Consider the following 20,837-nt stretch of genomic DNA (forward strand, 5'->3'; position numbering starts at 1 on the left):
CTAACGTTAGGATGGGAGTTGACAACAAAGGTCAATCCTCGAGCTTTCCTAACGTTAGAAAAAGTTTGCTTTTCCGGCGATTTTTCGTCCGGATCATGGGGTTGAATCATCCTCTTGAGATGATTAACCTGACAATTCGCCGCCCTTTCGAGCGACACCGAACCATTCACTCACATGCCTAAGTCCGAAGCCTTTCCTGAAGTTAAAAAAATCGCCTATGAGGGCCCGAAATCGCGGAATCCTCTGGCGTTTAAATATTACAATCCCGACGAAATCGTCGAGGGGAAGTCAATGAAGGATCACCTCCGCTTTTCGGTGGTCTATTGGCACACCTTCCGAGGGAGCCTATCCGATCCGTTCGGCGCCGGCACGGCGGTCCGTCCCTGGGACGACGGCTCCGATTCCCTCGACAACGCCCGCAACCGCGCCCGGGTCGCCTTCGAATTCATCGAGAAACTCGGCGCCCCGTATTATTGTTTCCATGACCGCGACGTCGCCCCCGAAGGGGCCAACCTGCGCGAGTCCAACGCCAATTTCGACGCCGTCGCCGAGGTGTTGAAGGAGGAACAGGACCGGACCGGGATCCGCCTCCTCTGGGGAACCGCCTGCCTCTTCGCCCACCCCCGCTATGTCCACGGGGCCGCGACCAGTTGCAACGCCGACGTCTTCGCCTACGCCGCCGCCCAGGTCAAACAAGCGATGGATGTCACCCACCGGCTCGGCGGGGAAGCCTACCTCTTCTGGGGCGGACGCGAGGGCTACGCCACCCTGCTCAACACCCAGATGAAGCGCGAGCTCGACCACCTCGCCCGACTGTTGCACATGGCGGTCGACTACAAAAAAGCGATCGGATTCAAGGGACCGTTCTACATCGAACCGAAACCGAAGGAACCGACCACCCACCAATACGATTCCGACGCGGCCGCCTGTCTCAATTTCCTTCGCGAATACGGCCTGCTCGAGCATTTCAAGCTCAACATCGAAACCAATCACGCCACCCTCGCCGGTCACACCATGCAGCACGAGCTGGAGACCGCGATCGGAGCCGGGGCGCTCGGCACCATCGACGCCAACACCGGCGACCTCCTCCTCGGCTGGGACACCGACCAGTTCGCCACCGACCTTTACCTGACCACCCAGATCATGCTGGCGGTTCTGAAGGGCGGAGGATTCACCACCGGGGGGCTGAATTTCGACGCCAAGGTCCGGCGGGAAAGTTTCGAACCGATCGACCTGTTCCACGCCCACATCGGCAGCATGGACGCGTTCGCCCGCGGGTTGAAGATCGCCGCCGCGATTCGGGCCGATGGCCGATTGGAGGCTTTCGTCAAGGAACGCTACGCCTCCTGGGACACCGGCATCGGCCAAAAGATCGAGCAAGGCGCCGTCGGCCTCGCCGACCTCGAACGCTACATGCTCGAAAAAGGCGACATCACTCCGAACAAAAGCGGCCGCCAGGAAATGCTGGAAAACCTGATCAACGAGTTCATCTAAGGAACCGCGCGGGCGGTGCCGGTCTCATTTCCCCCGGCACTCTCCCGAGTGGGGGGACAAAGCCGGTCCGTCCGCACCGGAACCTCGGCCATTGACTTCCGGTCCGGCGATTTGAGAATCTCCGCTCATGCTCGACTTGCCGCAGCGCTCCTCGCTCGTCCTGGCGACCGTCGCCTCGGTCCGAAAAGGTATTCAAGAAGGTTTGTGGCAGGAAACACTCCCCGGCGAACGCAGTCTTTGCGAACATCTCCAGGTCAGTCGTTCCACCCTTCGGAGCGCCCTCGCCATCCTGGTCCAGGAAGGCAGCATCTCCGCCGACGCCCGGAAGAAGCGACGGATCCTCGATGCTTTCGCGGGAACCAATCCGCAGGTTTCCCGCGATTTGGTCGCCATCGTCGCCAACGAACAGGTTCAGTTGATGGCTCCAATGGTGATTTTCTACATCAACGAACTCCGCCGCAATCTTCAGAAGATCGGACGCCGGCTCGAAATCTTCACCGACCTCCGGCTCGGCCAGCGGAAACCCGACCGCAAACTCAACGAGTTCCTCCGCAATCCCCAGGTAGCCTGCTGGGTCCTGATCTCCCCCGCCACCGAAGTGCAACGCTTCTTCGCCGACCGGAGCCTCCCCACCGTGATCGTCGGGCCGGCCGCCGAAGAGATCCGCATTCCATCGATCAGCATCGACTACCAGGCGGTCTGCCGGCACGCGGTCGGCGTTTTTTCCGCCCAGGGACATCGCCGAATCGCCCTGGTGATTCCGGACGCTCACATCGCGGGAAACACCGCCAGCGAAAGAGGCTTCCGCGAAGGCATTGAGCTGAGTTCGCGGTCCGGAGCCGAAGGGGTCATTTTGCGCCATGATTCCACCCGGGAAGGAATCTGCCGCAAACTCGATTCCCACCTGCAAACGGTCCGTCCCGTGACCGGCTTCCTGGTCTGCCGCTCTTTGCACGCCCTGACCGTCACCAGCCACCTCCTCTCCCGCGGCATTTCCATTCCCCGGGATGTATCCGTGATCTCACGCGACAGCGAATCCTACATCGACTACTTCTCGCCCGAAATCACCCGTTACCACTACGGTCGCCGTTACTTCGCCAAGCGTCTTTCACGCCTGGTGATGAGACTCGCCGCCGACGGCCCCCTACCCCCCCGGCATACCCTGATTCTTCCCGAACTCATTCCGGGGGGCACCTTGGCGTCGATTGCTCCGTCACCACCGATTTGATACATTCTTTCACTTCTTCCCAGTCCCGTCCGCGGCGCTCACCCGCGGCCAACTCCGCTCCGGCAAACGTCTCCGGAGGGGTTCGATCACCCGCAGGGCGTTTTCCCGCAAGACCTTCACCTTGTCCTCCAGGGGCAACCGGGAAAAGAGGACCCATCCGAGTTGAGGTCTCGGGTCACGCATCGGTAGATCGCTGCCGTAAAGCACCCGGTCGGCTCCGGCGCCCGCGGCAAGATAATCGATGATTCCGCCGGGAACCGCGGTGTGGGTGATTTCCGCATAAATGTTCCGGTGACGGCGAATCGCCTCAATGGCAAGATCAGCCGCCCGGTAATCCTTTCCGCAATGGGCCACCACCCAACGCATCCGGGGAAAACGTTCAGCCAACGCCTCCACTTCCTGGAAGTCCCCCCGCACCCGATGGAGCAAACCATACAGTTCATGACAATTGCCGTATTCCCAGACCACGTCGTATTTGGGATCGTGATACTCTACGCCGAACCGGACATACGGCTTCAAGCCGACAAACCGGCCATCGGAAAAGACCTCCGGCACACGCGACTCCAACTCCCGTTGACTCAAATGAACCGGATCGAAGGTCGCCAATCCCCAATATCCCGGCGGCCCGGCATCGAGTGCCTCTTTGACGCAGACGTTGCCTCCGAGCGAGTCGCAACTGACCGGTCCCAGCCAGCTCATAAAGCCTCCGCCTGCGCAACCGAGCCGCTGGAGCAATGAGAAAACCCCCTTCGGCCCCCCATTTTCCATCCGGTGCGATTCCCCGGCCCCGTTCATTCCTTCGTGAAGAATGTGCATATGCATGTCGATGAAACCGCCCGGTACAGGCTTTCCTTCTCGCGCGGCACGCATGCAGGCGTCTTCCTCCCGGTTCTCATACGCCTCCTCCGGTCCCCGCCCTTTCAACAACCGAATCAGATTCCCCCCGGCCATCGCTTTCGCCGACTCGGCCGAGACTTCCGCGTAATCGAAGAAACAACGGGCCGCCCCCGCCGACATCGCGGGTGCCCCGGAGCCGAACAGGATCTGGTCGACACACCCTTCGCGTTCGAACATTTCCACTCCGTAGTGAATCTGGAACGCCTCCAGAGTGATATGGAAATTCCGGCTCCGGCGGAGCAATGGAATCACTTCCCGCTGCTCCATCCAATCGCATCCGGTCACGATCAGGGGGTGGTTTGGAAAGCGTTCCAGCCATTCCTCGATCTCCCCAAAGTCGCCGAACTCCCCCCGGGGAACCAGGACCGGGATCCCTTTGTCCTCGAGCCACTCCAGGAGCGCCCGGGAATAATCCGCCTGCCACCGCCAGCCGTTGGTCTTCGGATGCAGAGAGACGGCCCGGACGTCATGGTCCCCCATCATGACTTCCAACTCCCCCACTCCCGGCACCTCCCCGGAGGCACCCGGCATCAGGTTCCAAACCGGAAACAAGCGCTCCTCACCTTGGAGCTCCCGGCTTAACCGCCGGTTCCCGTACATCGGGTCGTAATACACAGAAAGGGTCGATTGCACCAACGCTCCCGAGATCGAGCAATGATCCATCTCGCGCTGCAGATGCTCGAGCGACCAGGGCAGGGCCGCATGCTTCTTGGCCCGGGGCCCGATCTTCGCAAACGCATCGAAATAAACCGGCAATTGTTTCATGTTGGTCTCAGATTAATTTGAGTGAATTCCGAAAGAACCGAGCCATCACTTTTCCACCGGCACGACGATCCCTCGCATGATGATGTTTTGTGCAAGCAAGAATATAACCAGTGTCGGAATACTGGCCACCAAAACAGATGCCATCACCGCCCCCATCGAAGCGGTCCGTTGCCATTGATAAATCCAGACGTTGATGATCCACATATCGGGATCGGGAGCGACTACCAGGGCGTATAGAAACATCAAATACGCACTGTTGAACGCCTGCAAAGCGACCACGGCGAGAATCGGTTTGCTGAGAGACATCGTAATCTGGAAAAAAATCCGCAACTCCGACGCTCCGTCGATCGTGGCCGCCTCATAAAGCTCCCGGGGCAACGAGTCGAAGAAGCCTTTCAATAGAAAAATCAGGTATCCATTCGCGATCGTGGGAAGCACCAGCGCGGCAAATGTATTCAAAAGTTCCAGGTTCCGCAGAATAATGAAGGTCGGGATCAGGGTGATGATGGGGGGAAACGCCATCGTCGCCATCAGGAACAACAAAATCTTATAAGTCCCTGGGAGCCGGAATCGCGACATCGCGTAGGCGGCCAACGGATTGATCAAAAGCGCCGACACGACCGCCAGCGAACACATGATGACCGTATTCACAAAGACCCGCCCCTGCACAAACAACTCATCGAAGACATTGATGAAATTTCGGACAGCGTAGCGCGCCCGCAAGGAACCCCGATGGGCTTCCACATATTCCCATTCCAGTCCGGCCATCGGAATGGAGACTTCTTCGAAACCGCGCCAGGCCGTCCCATGGACCTGATTCAATTTCCCGATTTCGCCATAACGGTTCTCCAGCCACTCCCCCCAGGCGAATTCCGGTCCGGTCAATTGATACTCCTCCGGGGGACGGCCTTGAAGGAATTCACTATAATCGATGCGCCGCGCCCCTCCGAGCCACTCTCCCCGGGGGAGCGGAATCCGATCGAACGCGGAATAATCCGTGTTCCAGGCCCGGTTCAAGCTCTCAATCGTCTGGTAACGGTGGCGAAGGAAGACTTCATAATCCGCCTCGACTTCGGCGGGCAGGATGACAAAGGAGGAATTCAGGCTCTCCCGGACGAAGCTGATCCAACTCTCCCGGAAGCGACCGGACCCTTGTGCCGGAAGAGTGGCGGGAATCCGGAGATCGGATACACGCGCCAGTTCCAATCCGAATTCCCGGTTTAGAATCGCCGGGGCCGTCCGGCCATAGACCGGGTAGACGATCGTCTCGAGAAAGTGTCCCGAGAGGGACACCAGTTGCCGCTCGGCAGGCTCCGCCGCTTCCGCGAATGTTCGGTATGCCTCGAACAACGGTCCGTCCGGAATATTGTAACGCTGGCCGAGCCATTGCGGGGGCGGAATCAACAACGTGTTCCAGCCATCGATCGGGGCTCCCATGTCGCGTCCCAATGCATTGAGATCGCCACCGTATTCCCGGGCGAGGTGACGCCGGATCGACCGGAGGTTTTCCGGGACCGTCCGGACCCCATGAGTTCCGCCAAGCACCTGCCAGTGCTCCGGGATTTCCGCCCCGATGAATTCCCGCAGGTCGGCCGCGGCAGCCGGGTTTTCTTCCGGTTTTTGAATCTCCCGGAAACTGAAGACATCGGTGCGGTGGGCCCGGTTGACCGCGGCTCCATCCTGGTTGTATTTTGTTTCCAGATACTTCTGGTACAAAACGTCGGCCCGGTAAAGAAACGCTGGAATCAAATCGAGATCGGCCTGATCGAGCTCACTTCTCAAGGCGCCCGAGAGCATCAGGGCGAAGGGATAAATCATGGTCAGCCCACCGACGGAAAGCAGTGCGAAAATGGCCCCGATGAGAAGCTTTCCCCGCAATGTCCGACGCTGTAATTGTGAGATGATCGGCATGGTGGTTCAGCCTCCCGCCCGGAACTCGGCCCGCGACAACATCTTCAGTTGCCAGGCCGTGAACCCGATCAACAACAACCCAAGGATCCAGGCCATCGCCGTGCCGATGCCAAACCGCAGATCCATAAACGTCCGGAATAGAATCTCCAGCGAAAGAATCGTGGTGGCGTCGTTCGGCCCCCCATCGGTCAGGGCGAGGATGTATTCGGCGCCCCCCCGGAAGGCCGCCACCACCGCCGCGACAAACTGAATGACGATGATGAATTTCAATCTCGGCAGAACGATATAAAATATCTTGTGCCAGTTGCCCGCCCCGTCGATTTCAGCAGCCTCGTAAAGTTCTTCGGGCACCGTCTTCAAGGCCGCCAAATAGATGATGCAGGCGGGTCCCGAAGCCGCCCAGATCACTGGAATGACCACACAGAGCATCGCCCACGCGGGATCGTGGATCCATCCGAGCGGCTCGTTCCGGAATCGGCCGACCGCCGACCCGATCAAGGTCATAACCCCCTCTTCAGATCCCAGGCGGATCAGCGGGATCACGGAAAGAATCGCCAAGGTCGAGCCGGCAAGGTAAAAGGTTCCTTTCAACAGCGCCGGCATCTCCTCCACCTTTCGCGGTAGTCTCAGGAGCAATACGATGAGCGAGACCCACAGGACCGCCCCGAAGAGCCGCACCGCCGTCGCCGAAAACGGATCCAACCGGTTCAACGCCAGGAGCAACTGGTTCAAGGCTCCGGATTCGCCCGGGTCATAAAACTGCTTCCACAAGAACATCACCACGATTCCACTGATAACCGCCGGAAGATAAAAGATGGTGCGGTAAACGTATTTCGCGGTGTTGGTCGGTATTTCCTGCAAAAGGATCGCCAGCAGGATCGGCGGCCAGAATCCGAATCCGATCATCAAGGCGACGAAATAAAACGTTCGCCCGAGCGCCGCCCAGAACCGCTCGTCGAACAGGACAGTGGCGAAATTGTCGACTCCGACCCAAACGGTGTCGCGCACCAGTTGATAATCCGCCACGGCGATCGCCAATCCGCCCCCCAGCGGGAGGTATTGCCAAAGAACGATCAGCAGCAAGGCGGGAAACAGCAACACGTAACCCGGAAGACGGGCCCGCCCCGGTCCACCGACGGGCGGTCCGGCAGCCAGCGAGAAGAAGCGCCAGACATGCCAAAGTCCCCCGGCGAAACCGGCGGCGATGACGGCCATCACGAAGCCCGCCACCACCCGTTGCAGGCGCCGTTGCGCCGGTTCCACGTGCCCGAGGACTTTCCGGTTCACCTCTTCCGCCGATTCTTCCAGGACCGCCTGGATGGCCGCGAGCGCCTCCTCCTTTTCCATCCGTTCGATCGGCAATTCCAACGCCCGGTAAATCGGCCGGGCCAGGTAGCGGTAGATGTTCTGGGTGTTGCGGCCATACGGCTCCGGGACGCCCGCGGCCATCGCCGCTTCGAAGGTTTCCTTCCAGCCTTCCGGGACTTGGGCCAGCAAGTCGTGATAACCGAACCGCTCCAGGAGGTCCGGGTTCACAAATTGTCCGTATCCGTTCCCGACATACACCTGGGTCCGGATCCGCTGCGCTTCCTCGCCGGTCAGGAACCAGAGATACCGCATCACCGCCAGCTGCTGCTCGGGTGTCGAATCACTGAAGACTCCGAGCATCCACGCATTGACCTCTCCCGCCGCAATTCCCCGGGGCGACTCGGGCATCGGGGCGATTCCGACCAGTTGGGGGTTGATGGTGGCGATCATCTCCTCGTCAAGGTAGGCGAAATACATTCCGACCCGGCCCCGCTCCCACTCCAGTAAATCGAAATTCCGGCTGGCGGCGTTTCGCAGGGTTCTTCCATTCCGCTCCCACGGCTCATGCATCAGACGCCAGACGAAATGGAAGGCCTCCGCCGCCTCCCGGGTCGCATAACCGGCCCGCCACTCCCCGTTTTCCTGACGGATGATCTCGACGCCATTCGACGCGAGGAAACTGAAAAGAACGGAAGCGGAATAGGCCAGCATTAGCCCGGTCCGTCCCTCGTCCGGCTCTCGGAGTGCCCGGGCGTATTCCAAAAGTTCATCCCAGGTCCGCGGGGGGCGTTCCGGATCGAGACCGGCCTGACTGAACAGATCCTTCCGGTAAAGCAGCGCCCTCACCAGGCTGGTGTGGGGCAAGGCCCAAACATGCTTTTCATCGGAATCGACCGCGTAATTCGGCCGATAGATGACCGGCCAGGCCGGGGCGGGTACACGGCTTCTCAGAAGGTCGAGCGCTTCGGCGATTTCCAGCTCGCCGGGATCATTCGTCCACCTCCCCTGCGAATTGACGCGCCGCACCGACGGGTCGTCGCTCAACACCCGCGCCAGGAGGATCTCCATCGGTTCCAAGAAACCCCGCTCGATGTAGGTCGAGGATTGGCGGAAATTGACCGAAATGGCGTGCGGTCCCACCCCGGCGGCAATCGCCATCAACACCCCTCCATCTCCGGCCGCCGTCCCCATCGCCGGCATGGAGAAGGTTTCGATTTGATACTGGGGATATTCGTTGTAAAACGCCCGCAGAACCGCCCGGGCAGCGACGGCAGTCACGCTCGAGTCGCTCGGGTGCGGCAATCCTTGCGCCCGAAACGCTACGGCGGGTTCCTCCGGGGGCGAATCGGCGGCGGCCAAGTGTGCCATTCCCAGCCAAACCAGCATCGCCATCAAAGCAGCCAATCGAATCAAACTGGGAACCGGAATCACTCCCATTCGTAGCGAAAAATATTCGTTCCCCACTTCAGGCTCGCGGGTTCGGCGCCGGGTTGGTTGATTGACATCTTCCTGGTGCGGGAGCGCCCGCAATCCTCGATGCCCGCCCAGCAATAGGGATGGAGGAAGTAATTGCCGTCGATCCGGACGTCGGACGGCCAATCCCGGTCGTGCGCCCGGCCGCCACTCAGCCGGACCCATCCGGTCTGGACCACGCCAAGATTGAGCGAAGGACTGGTGTAGAGGAGCATGTTGTTCCGCACGTCGACGTTCCGGGTCTGCTCATAGGCGAACTTCAAGGGATTTCCGCTCGCGTTCATCAGGAGGTTCTGTTCGACCGTCAAATTCGCGGCGCGGCCGACGTAGAGCACGTGCATGTTTTCGATCAAGAGCGGGTCGTTTCCGTTGTAGAAGTGCCCATGGACCTCTTTGAAAATGTTGTTGCGCAGGATGACGTTGCGCGAGTTGCGGATCTGAACAGTTCCCCCGACGAAGAACGGATGCCAGTCGCGGGGGCGCAATGCGCTTATGTCTTCGGCATTCGGATACACTCCCGGATTCCGGGCAGATTCAAGCGGCAGGGTGTTTTCCCCGTCGATCGAAACCGTTTCTCCCGGAAAAAAGTAGGTTCCCTGCTCGTGGATCAGATTGTTGCGGAACACCAGCCCCTCCCCGTCCCGCCCTTCGTACCCGTAGGTGTAGAGGACCTCTCCCTGCCACCTGCGGAAGGCCAGATTTTCAATGACAACCTGCCGGGTGCTCGGCGACGAAACGCCGATCGCCCGGGAGGGGGCCTCATCGCTCATGTATCCTCCCGGACCGATGGTCGCCATTTCAGTATTGCCATAGGTCGACAGGAGCAGCGGTTTGTCGATATCCCAGAGGAAGGCGAATTGGCCCCGGGGATGGTTGCGTTCATCCATCACTTGGTTTCGCATGGTCCGGCGGGGAGTAAAAGTGTCGCCTCCCTTCAGAAGGATCCGGATTGCACTGGCCTCGCCCGCTTGGTCCGCCAATTCCTTCGCCCGCCACAAGGTTGCGACCGGACGGGCATGGGTGCCGTCCATCTCATCGTTGCCTTCCGACGAGGAGACATAAATCGTTCGGGTCCCCGGCGCGGCCTCGGCCTGCCGGTCCAGGGGCACCACCAGACGCTGGAGCTGCAATCCGATGTGGGTTATCCCATCGCCTCCGGCGAGCCCACTGAGCGTCGCCACCCCGATACCCGTGAGGTAATAGCCATTCGGCACTTCCCGGTAGGCGACCGGCCCCAGGCTCTGGGTTTGATACGGTTCCTTGCGGGAATCTCCGATGCGCACCCGCTCTCCCAGGGTCACTCCCCCGGGGAGTTTCGCCGCCTCCAGCGTCAGATGCTGGAGATTGCGTCCCGCCGCGGCCGCTTCGATTCCGACCACGACATACCCCCGCGGCACCTCATGGAACACCTGCCGCTGTTTCAAGCGCGTCTTCCCCACCTCCAGGCGATGTCCCAGCTCCGCTCCGTTCAGCGGCCGAACGATCAGTGCCAGGTGATTGACCGGGGAGGTCTCCGACCCCATGCTTACCCCCACCACCGCGTAGCCGGGAGCCCCGCGGCTCAAGGTGTCCAGGGGTTGGGACTCCGTTTCAGAGAATCCGAACCGAAAGATCTTTTCCTGCTCGTTGATGTCCATAAACGCCACGGCTGATTCCTCGCCCCACGAAACACCCACTCCGGCGAGGAACGCCAAAGTCAAAGATCGCCAGATTTTCATACTCATCCTTTTCATCCACCTCCCGCTTCCCCCAACAACCGCTGGGCGTTCCCCCCGAAGATTCTACTCCTGGCCTCGTCGGGCAATTGCAAACCCGCCAGAAAATCGAGAAGTTCGCCTCCGTATTGATCCCGCCCGAATAAAAGCCGGGAGGCAAACCGAATCAAAAAGCTCTTGGCATGATCCGGGTCCCGCCGCAAGGCGTTCAACCCGGAAAAGGCCGAAAGATCGCCATAAAGATTCGGATACGTCTCGAACATCCGGTAGAGCCGCCCCCCCTCGACCACAGGTCCCTCTCCTTGCTTCGCCCGTTCCCGCGAAGCATCCCCGCTGATTTCTCTCCAAAACCCGGGAGCGTGGCCAACGAAGATGGTGTCGGGACAAGCCCGCATGGCCCGTTCCAAATTGTCAACCGTTCCTCCGTACCATTGTTTTTGATACACTTGCTTCCCTTCCATGTCGGGCAGGAACGGCGGACCGAGGTGCAGCACCACCGGCATCCTCAATTCGCCGGCGGCACGAAAAAGTTCCACCGATCGCGGATCGTCGATCAGAATCTGAAATTTCCATTCCCCGCAGATCCGGACCCGATGCATCGCCGCCGCCGCGCGCAACAGATCCGGAGCGTTGCCATACAGGGGGTGCGGACAATATCCGACTTCGAAACGCGCCGGAAAACGGTCCCTCGCCCGGAGAAGATCGTTCAACCGGATGCCGGGATGCGTCCCGTCGGGCCGTATCCGGGCCGGATTCAGGTAAGGATGATACGAGGGATCATCCTCAGGCGGAGCGATCTCCCAAGTCAGCAACCAGGCTCGATCGATGCCGTAGCGGTCCATATCCGCCACCAATCCGGCATCGTCCCGACTCCACCAGAAAACGTGCTGATGGGCGTCGACCACCCCTCCGTCTCCTGTCCCTGCCATGCCTAGTCGGCCAAATCCAGGATCAGGCGGAAAAAGAGACGGTCCAGATCGTCACAGGAGGTCATGCTCCGGACCACCACCCGCTCCCCCTCCCCGGCGGAAGTCACCGAATGGACCTCGATCTCTCCGTCGGCACTGCGCCAATCGACCAGGTCACTGGAAACTTCGATCCGATATTCGAGATCGGTCGCCTCAATACGACTGTAGGCAAAGGCCGGGCGACATTCCCCCGCGACGGATACGGTATCACCCATCGGAAGGAGTTCCCGCTCGGGGAAAGCGGCGCTCATGCCAAAAGCGTAACGGGCCAGGTTGGTGATACCAAAACCACCAGGATCGGCTTGAGGCCCGCTGACCTCTGGATCCCCCCAATCGCCCGGATCGAAATTCGCCTCCCGCCATGCGGCGAAGGTGAGACCGGGCACATCCATTTTCACTTCCCGCACGATGCCGAGTCCGAAAAACTCGTCCGCCACGGAGGAAATGTTCATTCGGCCAAAAACCAATTCGACATCGGTGATTGTAGCTGCGCTGGCGGCGGTCAAAACCGGCTGTTGATTGCTTCCGAAATAAAAGGAAAGGGTGCCCTCCTCCCGCTCGATCCGGACAAACGCATCGCCCGCGACATCCGCGTTCGAGACGGAATAAGGATAACTGTAACCGCCCGTCTTGGACGTGACGTTGACCCCCGCGACCAATCTTCCAAACGAATCGGTCGCACCCGAATAAACCCGGTCTTCGAGTCCGGCTTCCGCCACGGTGTTTCCCTCGGCGTCGAGCAATCGGATCAGAATTCTGGGTACAGCTTTTCGATTTTCGGTCAAGATGTCGCCCGGTGCGCGCATGTCCCAGCCGAAATCATAGGTGAGCGAAAAATCCCCGGAGACCGGCCGGATCGGCCGGGTGAATCGAACGTCGGGAACGAAGTTTCCGCTTGCGGTGGTGTCGATCGCGTAAACCTCCAGTTGACCGTCCTGAACGGCATAGGTGGCGCCGATCAACGCCAAAGGATGGGCGGTCGAAAACCATTGGGGACCCGCCCGGTCGGAGTGATTGAAGAGACTGTTCCGGTCAAATGTTTCGTTCAAGCCGGGGCCGGGCGCGGGAGGCGGAGTCGCCGGGCCCGAGGGCGGATGCGGCGTCTCGGGCGCGAACTCGAGCGTTGACACTTCCTCCATGTAAGCCGTCGCATGCACCATCTGCAGCGGGGCCGCCGTGTTCCAATTGGCCAGGAGCCAGGGATGATATAGGTCGATCAGGTCCGGATCGAGGAAGGCGAGATGCATCCAACGGTGGGCCTGGTCCGACTGGCTAAGGTCGCCGGTCCCGTCGACGTAAAGAGAAAATCCGGAACCTTCCTGGGCAGTATGTTGAAGGGTGGCGATCAGACGGTCCATGTCGTCCTCCGTGAAGAAGATTCCGGCGCGAAACGCGTGGAAGGCGAAATCGACGCTGATCGCCCCGTGCGAAAGGTCCTCCATCCGGTTCGGGAAATAGGTGGAATAACTCCAGGTGAAGCGGTTCGAAGGGGTGTTCATCCGATTGCGCCAGAACCTTGCCAGGCGTTCGGCCTTTTCGCGAAACCGTTCCTCGCCGGTGGCGAGCCAAAGGGCGACGTAGGTCCGCCCGGCGGTGTGCATCATATTATAGGGCAACGGATCGTTCACTCGAGCCGGATCCGGAAGTCCGCGGAAATGCCCTTCCCCCGTTCCGGGACCGTTATACCAGTCCTCCGCTTCAAAGCCTTCCATCACCTCGATCGCCTCGGCGACGGCCCAGTCGGCGAAGTATCCGAAATCTTCGCGCAGACCCGGATCCTGGTTGATCAGATAAGCCGCCCGCACGACAGGAAACAGGAAATTGCCCGCATGGACCAACCAGGCATGGTGTTGGCCATCGGAATACGCCGTGCTGGTCCAGGCCGGCATGAATTTGCCGCGGACCTCATCCATGAGGCCAAGCCGATCGGCCCGGTTGGCGAAAATCTTCTCGGCGTGAATCTTGATCATCCCGAGGTATTGGACATCGCCGGTCGCCTCGAATTTCGCCAGGTAGGCCATCAGGATGTTTCCAGCGCCCCAACCGACCGCATTGCTCAAGGGATTGTCGGCGAAACTGTTCATGTCGTAACGCCGGTTGATCAGGTCGAAAAGCTCGGCATACGTCGGCGGAGGGCCTTCGGCTCCGGTGATGCTGACTTGGTTGACCCGGGCCTCGCCGAAGAAAGCGTCCGGGGCCCCGTTGAGGTGCCGCTGCCCGAAAACCATTTCGACCGAGGCGATCTGGCGATCATCCTCGCCAGTGAAAACCGGAGTCTCCGAAGCTCCGCGGTAAATCGAAATGGCACCATCGACCCGGACCAGCCTGAAAACCGATGCGCCGATATGGTCCGGATTTGTCTCCCGATACGTGTATAAGAAGCCCGCCGCTTTTGACGGAAGCGCGGTATCCGCGACAAAATCCCCAAATGGGCCGGTGGAGCCTGAATAGACACGATCTTCCAATCCGGCTTCCACCACCGTGGCTCCGGTCGCGTCGAGAAGCCGGATCAGGATGCGAGGCATCGCTTTGCGGTGTTCCACAATATTATCGCTGCCGGGGCGCCGCATGTCCCACTCGAAGTCGAAAGTCGCGTCGAAATCGCTCAGACCGCCCGCGGTTCGCCTCAGGATGAAATCGGCGGTGTGACCCCCACTCGCAGTCGAAACCACATCCTCGATCACCAACTGCCCGCCCGATACCGAGTAAGTGGCGTTGACGTAACTGATCGAGTAATTGTCGGCGTTCGCGTAGTGAACGCTCCAGGCCGGATCCAGGGAGCCGGAAGCAAAGCTGTCGGTGAACCCCGATGCCTGCGCCAGGCAAGGAGAGACGAGAAGGAACACTAAAAACAAGGAGGACTTAAAGCGGGTCATAGTTTTGAATGGGTGGGTGGGAGAGGATTTTAGAACCGGGAGACGCCGTTGTAATCGTCCCCCCAGAAGGCATCCATCGGATCGATCCCGACCCGATTCATCCGTTCCCAATTGGCACTCTGAACGTGTCCATCGGCGAACAGGATGTTCACTTGATCGCTATGCCAGAAATTGAAACCGAGGGAGGAAGGAGGATGACTCCGATTCATCTGGTCCAACGCGCGCCAATCCGAGTGCCGGGCCACCGACCGCCCCCAGAAATCAATCATCATCATGTTACGGGTCGGAGTATCGAGGCGACTGCTTGCCGGAGTGTTATCGGCCCAGGTCAGCATATTGGAAATCGCGTAATTGATGTGTTCTCCCTGCCCGACCGGACACCCCGACTGCTGGGCGAAAATGCGTTGGGTCGGATCGATCGGGTCGATGTCCATATAGGGCTGCAGAGTCTGAACCCAGGCATTGGCCCAACTGTTCTCCGCCCGGGGGTCGGAACGATGTCCCACTGGAAAGCGATCATGATGGTCATTCGTGTAAAGAGCGATGGCGACACCGAACTGCCGGAGATTACTCTGGCAAGTGGAACTGCGGGCCGCATCGCGAACCCGGCCGACTACCGGAATCAGGATAGCGGCAAGAATGCCGATGATCGCAATAACCGTCAGGAGTTCGATAAGGGTAAAGCCTCTGCGATTACGGGTGTTTCTCATATGCTGTTTCTAAAGCCCATCGGTCGAGCGGGTTTACACGGTCACCGGCAAAAGATTGTCCGCCTGCAACGCCACCTTCCGAAAGGCTGCGGCGTATTGCTCGACGGCTTCCGGCCAATCGTGCTTGAACCACGGAATTCCGAAAACCCGATCCAGGAACCCCTCCGCGACCGGAAGATCCCCTTTTTGTTCCCGAAGATCACGATCGGCGAAAGCGATTCGGGTCGGCTTGCCATCGCGATAGACATCAGCCCGATGGAGGAGCGGATGGGTGTGCAACGGGAAGTTCCCGGATCGATGCGAGGAGCCGGTTTCCGCGTTCACCGCTTCGATAAAACGTTCTACCGGCAGACCGTTAAGTTCTTCGGGGCGGTAAATGCCGAGGGGATTGTACCACCCTCCCATGGTCGATCCGGAATTTTCCGGAGGCCGATGCGCTCGGATTCCCGGCACCCCTTCGAGTAAATCCCAAAACCGATTCATCGCCCGCTGGATCTCCTTGATCCGCGCCGGATAATACTTCAACTGGACCCGGCCCATCGCGGAGCAGGTTTGATTGATCCGGCCTTTGATACCGCCGAGCGGCAAAGCGGAGATGAACCCCTCGGGGGCCGCGACCTCTTTCAGTCCCGGCAACGTCAGATCCGTCAAGCAACGCTCGTAATGAGCGAAAGCCAGCGCACGCTCGTAAATTTCCCGGTCGTTCGTGCAAAGCATTCCCCCTTCACCGATGGCAAAGCTCTTGCCGCCCATCATGGAAAGTCCCGCGACATCGCCGATCGAACCGACCATTTTCCCTTTGTACAATGTTCCATGGGCGTGCGATACATCCTCGATCACCTTCACACCGTGGCGTCGCGCGATCGTCATGATCGCATCCATGTCGCACGGATAACCGCTGTAATGGACCACTACGATCGCTTTGGTGCGGCTCGTGATCCGGCGTTCGACATCATTCGGATCGATGCAGAGGGTTTCCGGGTCGATGTCGGCAAAGACCGGCGTCCCGCCCAGCGAAAAAACCTGCAACGCGCTCGCCCAATAGGTGATGCTCGGCACAATCATCTCGTCTCCCCGGCCGATCTTGCAACCGAACATCGCCGAGAGCAGGGAAGCCGTCCCGTTGCAATGGGCCAGGGCGTATTTCGTTCCCTGGAAAGCGGCGTACTCGGCCTCGAATTGACGGCTGATGTCGATCTTCGACATCGTTCCGGCCCGGATGACGTCGATCACCGCCCGCTCATCCTCTTCCGTGACGATCGGCCAATGGAACAATTTCTTTGAATGCTCCTTCACGGCGCGCGGGCCGCCGAAGAGCGCGAGTCTTTCCTGTTCAGGTTTCACCATGTTTCTTGAAATAACGTTTCAGGGGAGCGGACGGTTTTCGTTTCCTTTAGCGACGATCTGCGCTCCACCGGCGGCGACCCCAGAAAACCAGCCCTCCGATCACCGCCAGATAAGCGATTGCCGCCGGCTCCGGAATCACGGAAACCTCGTTGACCCAGGCCTGGCCGAAAAACTCATCGTTAATCGAGTTGAAATTGCGGCGTCCGAAAACCAATTCGACGTATTCGATCGAGGCCAGGCTGAATCCGGTCGCCACGGCGGTTTCGCCACCGTCCCGGAAAATGAAAACATTGCCGCCGTCACGCACCACATTGAAAACAGCGCCGCCGATGATGGCGCTGTTGGCGGCAGTGTAAGAATACGGCCCCTGCCCGGCGACGTGCGAAACACCGAAACCGGCCACAACGTTTCCAGTCGAACCCCCGCCGGAATACCCCTGGTCCTCGAAACCGACCTCGATCGCGATGTTCCCGGCGCCATCCATGAATCGCAACAGAATGCGCGGGACCGCTTTCCGGTTCTCGACCAAGGTATTGTCCACCGAACTGGTCATGTTCCATCCAAAGTCGAAGGTCGCCTGAAAATCGGCCAGCGAATCGACAGAGCGCCGCAGAATGAAGTCGGCGGTGTGATTTCCACTCCCGGTCGGCACGACATCATTCACCACCAGCTGACCTCCGGTGACTTCATAATCGTAATTCACCGCCGTTGCGGAATAAGTCGCACCCACTGCCGTCTCCTCCGACCATGCGGGATTGAGTGAACTTCCTGCGAATGGATCCGTCCACTGGGCGGTCAACGTGGCGACCGAAAACATAAGAATCGAAACCGGTGAGAGGAGATTGACGGGATTTTTCATATACTTGGGCTAAAAGGTTGTAACCGGGAAATGAACGCCTCTCCAAGTGCAGATGAAAGGCCGAAAACCACTATCGCATGGGGCACACGCCCCTTCGAATGCAAATATCTGGTCCGTTCAGAATACCAGATTTTCCCGTCAATTATTGCCCAGTCACCCTGCGGAAATAGATTGAAGTGCATGGGAACGGATTGTCGGGTTGCCAAGCCGCGATTGCCACCGGTGGCCGAGAAGGTGTGCAAAAACGCGGCGCGATTTGTATAGAAGGCCCCATCCGGGCTGCGCCCTGGGAATAACATCGAATGAACCTTGGTTTCCGAGGCGGAGCTTTCGGGCGCGCGGAAGGTCTCCGGCCGACGAATGATTGCCAGGCGCGCGGCCGTCGCCGACCATCCCGAAAGCGGTGCGAGGACGCACCGCACTCCAGAGCGCTTCGCGCGAAAACCGGATCGCCTCCCAACTCGCATGAACAGTGAAGTTTCATCGACGCGCAGTGAGCCATAACGAATGATAAAAAAACGGCCTGATTTCCGACCAATCCCTTGGAAACCCCCGATACAGTTTGTTCCGCCTCGCATTTCCCCTGCCAGACAGCAAGCATCGTGCCACCTTCTTGCACTGGCAACATCTGCCCATTCTCGCCCAACGTCCCGCCCCACCCTTGATCTCGATTTTCCCCCCAAAAAATGCGGAGCATCGTTCAAACGATAAGAAGATCAAAGCCCATGCGAATGCTATCCTCGCCGAGACGCAAGGCCGGGGTTCTCTTGCGGTCCGGTTTAATCCGCCATTCAATTAGTCGAAAGAACATCCACCAACCCACCATGCGCAGGGACCTTCGAAAACGTCATTCAAAAAAAATCCGGCCACCGCACGAGGTCTTTAAACAGATCCATCGCGGCAACCGGATCTTCGTCGCCACCGGCTGCGCCGAACCGCAGTTTTTGGTCAAATCTTTGGTCGATTATGTCCAGTCCTACCCGAAGGCGATCTTCGACGCGGAGATCTTCCACATCTGGACCCTCGGGCTCGCGCCCTACACCGACCTCAAATTCAAGGACACTTTCCGCCACAATTCGTTCTTCGTCAGCGACGGTTCCCGCAAGGCGGTCAACGAGGGGCTCGCCGATTACACTCCGGTTTTTCTTTCCAATGTCCCGAGACTTTTCCGGGACGGCTTGATCCCGATCGACGTCGCCTTGATCCAGGTCTCGTCGCCCGACGAACATGGTTTCGTCAGCCTCGGAGTCAGTCTCGACATCGTCCGCTCGGCCGTCGATTGCGCGAAACTGGTCATCGCCCAAATCAACGACCGGATGCCACGGGTGCATGGCGAGAGTTTCATCCACCTCGACCGGATCGACTTCATCATCCCGCACAACGAGCCGTTGCTCGAAGTGAAACCGGAACCGGCCGATCCGGTGATGTCACAGATCGGCGAATACGTTTCCCGGCTTGTCCAGGATGGCGACACGTTGCAGGTCGGCTACGGGGGAATTCCAAATTCGATCCTCGCCCGCCTCAAGGGGAAGAAGCATCTCGGCATCCATACCGAACTGCTCGGCGACGGGTTGGTCAGCCTAATGAAAAAGGGAGTGGTCGACAACAGCCGGAAGACGGTCAATCCGGGCAAGACGGTAACTTCCTTCTGCATGGGAACCCGGTCGACCTACCGCTACATCGACGATAATCCGGGCATCGAATTCCGGCCGATCGATTACACCAACAATCCATTGCTGATCGCCCGCCAGGACAACATGACCGCGATCAACACCGCCCTCGAAATCGATCTCACCGGCCAATCGACCGCCGAGTCGATCACCTCGGATTTTTTCAGCGGCGTCGGCGGCCAGGCCGATTTCATGCGGGGCGCCATGTTGGCCCGGGGCGGTAAATCGATCCTCGCCCTTCCCTCCACCGCCGGGGAAAACGCCGAGGTTTCCCGGATCGTCCCGCTCTTGCCGGCCGGGGCGGGGGTCACGTTGCACCGGGGCGACATCCACTATGTCGTCACCGAATACGGGATCGCGTATCTGCATGGCAAAAACGTCCGCGAACGGGCGATGGCCTTGATCTCGATCGCCCATCCGAAGTTCCGCTCCAAACTGATCAAGGAGGCGAAGAAGCATCGATTGATTTACAGCGACCAAGCCTTCATCCCCGGACGGAAGGGGGAATATCCGTCGGAGTTGGAACGCTACCGCCATCTCCCGGCCTTTGACCAACCGGTCCTGCTCCGTCCGGTCCGGATCAGCGACGAGCCATTGTTGAAGGATTTCTTTTATTCGCTCTCCGACCGCAGTCTTTACCGCCGGTTTCTTTCGGTCCGCACCGACATGCCGCACGACCGGTTGCAACAGTTCACGGTGATCGACTACAGCCAGGAAATGGTGATCCTCGCGACCACCGGCACGGAACGGCGGGAACGGATTCTCGGCATCGGGCAATACGCCATCGACGCTCCTGCGCACATGGCGGAGGTCGCCTTCGTGGTCCGCGACGACCTGCACAACAAAGGCCTCGGCCGCGCCCTCCTCGGGTATCTGACGGAGCTCGGCAAGCGGGCCGGTCTCCACGGTTTCACCGCCGACGTCCTCGCAGAAAACCGGGCGATGCTCTACCTCTTCGAGAACATGGGCTTTGACATCAAGACCCAAACCGAAGACGACGTCTGCGAATTGACGATGATCTTCCGCAAGAGCACCCACCAACGCGTTCTTCGGTAGATCCCCGGAACATCCCTCCCTCCCCCGCCCGCCCAACGGAACCCGCTTCTGCTCCGCGACATTCCCTGATCCGATCGGGTCAGGGATTGTCGCGTGAATCTGACCGTCGTTCGTCGCAAGCCGGGGGGATCTTTCGGCGTTTTTGCCTTCGCCATCTTCATCGTCCTGCGCCCGGCATGCCAATCGGTCTCCTTCCCAGCTGCGAATCGACGATGATCTTCCGCAAGAGCACCCACCAGCGCGTTCTTCGGTAGTCCTCCGGAACATCCCTAGTCCCCCCCAACGGAACCCGCTTCTGGTCCGCGACAATCCCTGATCCGATCGGGTCAGAGATTGTCGCTGAATTTTACCGCCGTTCGTCGCAAGCCGGGGGCGGATCTTTCGGCGTCTTTGCTTTGGCCATCTTCATCGTCCTGCGCCCGGCATGCCAATCGGTCTCCTTCCCAGCTGCGAATCGACCATGATCTTCCGCAAGTGCACCCACCAGCGCGTTCTTCGGTAGACCCCCGGAACATCCCTAGTCCCCCCCCAACGGAACCCGCCTCTGCTCCGCGACAATC

At 59.5% G+C, this 20,837-nt stretch carries 12 protein-coding genes; 3 read left to right on the top strand and 9 right to left on the bottom strand.

The genetic code is table 11. The annotated features are described in order from the left end of the window. The first annotated feature begins 174 nt into the window (after positions 1-174). Positions 175-1,494, top strand: coding sequence for a xylose isomerase (gene xylA, locus ACWUI2_RS01780; protein WP_486981145.1), 1,320 nt, complete (start codon positions 175-177; stop codon positions 1,492-1,494). A gap of 127 nt (positions 1,495-1,621) precedes the next feature. Beyond that, a complete protein-coding gene (locus ACWUI2_RS01785; protein WP_486981146.1) occupies positions 1,622-2,722 on the top strand; it encodes a substrate-binding domain-containing protein in 1,101 nt (366 codons plus the stop codon). Positions 2,723-2,731: 9 nt separating this feature from the next. Here ACWUI2_RS01785 and ACWUI2_RS01790 read toward each other — a convergent pair whose 3' ends face one another. From ACWUI2_RS01790 to ACWUI2_RS01830, 9 genes are read right to left on the bottom strand one after another with little or no spacing between them, the layout of a single operon-like run. Then, complete coding sequence (locus ACWUI2_RS01790; RefSeq protein ID WP_486981147.1) at positions 2,732-4,384, bottom strand: amidohydrolase family protein; 1,653 nt, start codon at positions 4,382-4,384, stop codon at positions 2,732-2,734. Positions 4,385-4,429: 45 nt separating this feature from the next. Then, positions 4,430-6,295, bottom strand: coding sequence for a carbohydrate ABC transporter permease (locus ACWUI2_RS01795; RefSeq protein ID WP_486981148.1), 1,866 nt, complete (start codon positions 6,293-6,295; stop codon positions 4,430-4,432). Between the two features lie 6 nt (positions 6,296-6,301). Next, on the bottom strand, positions 6,302-9,040 hold the full coding sequence (locus tag ACWUI2_RS01800; protein ID WP_486981149.1) for an extracellular solute-binding protein: 2,739 nt from the start codon (positions 9,038-9,040) through the stop codon (positions 6,302-6,304). Further along, complete coding sequence (locus ACWUI2_RS01805; RefSeq protein WP_486981150.1) at positions 9,031-10,794, bottom strand: hypothetical protein; 1,764 nt, start codon at positions 10,792-10,794, stop codon at positions 9,031-9,033. Before ACWUI2_RS01805 ends, ACWUI2_RS01800 begins: the two co-directional genes overlap by 10 nt. Before the next feature lie 11 nt (positions 10,795-10,805). Then, positions 10,806-11,720 (bottom strand): amidohydrolase family protein, encoded by a 915-nt coding sequence (locus tag ACWUI2_RS01810; RefSeq protein WP_486981151.1) that lies wholly within the window; start codon positions 11,718-11,720, stop codon positions 10,806-10,808. Between the two features lie 2 nt (positions 11,721-11,722). Beyond that, entirely contained in the window at positions 11,723-14,635 is a 2,913-nt protein-coding gene (locus ACWUI2_RS01815) for a hypothetical protein (RefSeq protein ID WP_486981152.1), read from the bottom strand. A gap of 29 nt (positions 14,636-14,664) precedes the next feature. Continuing rightward, entirely contained in the window at positions 14,665-15,345 is a 681-nt protein-coding gene (locus ACWUI2_RS01820; protein ID WP_486981153.1) for a prepilin-type N-terminal cleavage/methylation domain-containing protein, read from the bottom strand. Positions 15,346-15,378: 33 nt separating this feature from the next. After that, the gene (locus ACWUI2_RS01825) at positions 15,379-16,692 is read right to left on the bottom strand and encodes a DegT/DnrJ/EryC1/StrS family aminotransferase (RefSeq protein WP_486981154.1); all 1,314 of its coding nucleotides are present in this window, start codon (positions 16,690-16,692) and stop codon (positions 15,379-15,381) included. A 46-nt stretch (positions 16,693-16,738) separates the two neighbouring features. Next, a complete protein-coding gene (locus ACWUI2_RS01830) occupies positions 16,739-17,551 on the bottom strand; it encodes a hypothetical protein (RefSeq protein ID WP_486981155.1) in 813 nt (270 codons plus the stop codon). Positions 17,552-18,375: 824 nt separating this feature from the next. On the opposite strand from ACWUI2_RS01830, the gene ACWUI2_RS01835 reads away from it, so the two are divergent. Next, positions 18,376-20,277 (top strand): GNAT family N-acetyltransferase, encoded by a 1,902-nt coding sequence (locus tag ACWUI2_RS01835; protein ID WP_486981156.1) that lies wholly within the window; start codon positions 18,376-18,378, stop codon positions 20,275-20,277. Positions 20,278-20,837: the final 560 nt, after the last annotated feature.

The organism is Verruconatronum alginivorum (genome assembly GCF_056590205.1).